Source organism: Armatimonas sp. (genome assembly GCF_031410135.1).
In the GTDB taxonomy this organism is placed as follows: Bacteria; Armatimonadota; Armatimonadia; order Armatimonadales; family Armatimonadaceae; genus Armatimonas.
In genome coordinates this window covers 1-1340 of record NZ_JANNYP010000186.1, presented here as the reverse complement: position 1 = coordinate 1340, position 1340 = coordinate 1, and the positions used below count along the sequence as shown (strand labels likewise).

The window sequence follows — 1340 nt, the reverse complement described above, 5'->3', positions numbered from 1 at the left end:
TCGGTGTTGAGGGGCTGGCAGTCGATTCCCACGACGGCGTTGTAGCCAATCTCCTGCATGGTGTAGACCGTCTCCACCGCCATGCCAAAGTCGTTGTCGCCAAACGCTAGGTCTTCGTCGAACTTGAGGCCGGAGCCGGAGTTCAGGTGGACATAGAAGGCTTTTTTCGCGGCAGCGACGAGACCAAGCTCGGCGGCGTAGCGCTTGCCCGCCATCGTGGAGTGGCAGACCTCAAGGTTGGTTCCGACAAAGGGCTGAAGCTCGGCGGGCATCATCCCGATGATCGCTAGCGTCTCCCCGGCGTCGGCAGGGACGGCCCAGTTGGCAGGCTCGTTGGGCTTGGGCTCAATCGCGATGGGCAGTGCCTTCTCCGGGCCGTAGGTGTCGAGCATCCACTGGACAATCTCACTGAGCGACTCGGCGGTCTGGCGGTAGCAGTCGGCGTAGTTGACCATCAGCGGGCCACCAAAGCCGTTGGAGCTGTTCCAGTAGACATAGATCTCGCTCTGGAAGACCTCAATGCCGGTGGTGATGTAGTTTTTTGTGCGGCGAATCGCCTCCGCACGGGTGGCCGCGACGGGAGCGCCTAGGTTGCCAATCGCAAACTCCGGCCCACGCTTGAAGAGATTGGCGGTACACATCGCCACCTTCATTCCCGCATTGTCCACGGCCTGCTTAATCTCGACTGCGTCCTCGGGCTCGGCTTCGGTGTCATGGAACTCGACATGCGAGCAGCCCGCGTCTTTGAGCCCAACCAGGGTCTCTTCCAGGGAGAGTGCGGGGCGCATGATCGGGGCGAAGCGTCCGCCGCCCGGTCCCATGTTCCAAACGCCTGCCGCGAATGCCTCACCAAGCTTGTACGTCGTCGTTGCCGGAACCCAGTTCCCTGCGCTATCTTTGCTAAATGCCATCGTTGAAAATACTCCTCGTGGCTATTATGTTAACGTACTTTGGAAATTCCCGCCAGAGAGTTTATGACGGTTTATTTGAACTTTTTCCGTGCCATGCGATAATGCAAATATGATCGTCTACATTGTTCAAGAGCTTGGTTGGGAGTACAACGATGAAGGGCTGGACATGACCAATGATACGCCCTTAAAAGCCTTTGTTGTCCGCTCCCAGGCAGAGGCACTCTGTCAGGAAAAGGAGCTTGAGGCACGCCGAGCCTACGAGGAACAGGCAAGAGGTGACTGGAACCGGCTCATGAACATCTTTGGCGGAGAGCTGACGACCCGCACCGAGGAGCAGCAAACGCAGTGGTATCGAGACAACGGACTGCCGGAGCCGCCGCCGATCTGGGAGGGAACACAGTACCGACTGGGGCCGCGACCTGACTGGGA

General features: G+C 58.8%; 2 protein-coding genes. One reads left to right on the top strand and one right to left on the bottom strand.

Annotated features, from left to right (window positions below; all coding sequences use genetic code 11):
• The coding region (locus RMO15_RS06710; RefSeq protein WP_309709588.1) for a TIM barrel protein at positions 1-911 on the bottom strand (911 nt) is incomplete at its 3' end.
• 109 nt (positions 912-1020) lie between these two features.
• Between RMO15_RS06710 and RMO15_RS06705 the strand changes: the two genes are divergently transcribed.
• Positions 1021-1340: hypothetical protein (locus tag RMO15_RS06705; protein ID WP_309709586.1), on the top strand; the 320-nt coding region annotated here is incomplete at its 3' end.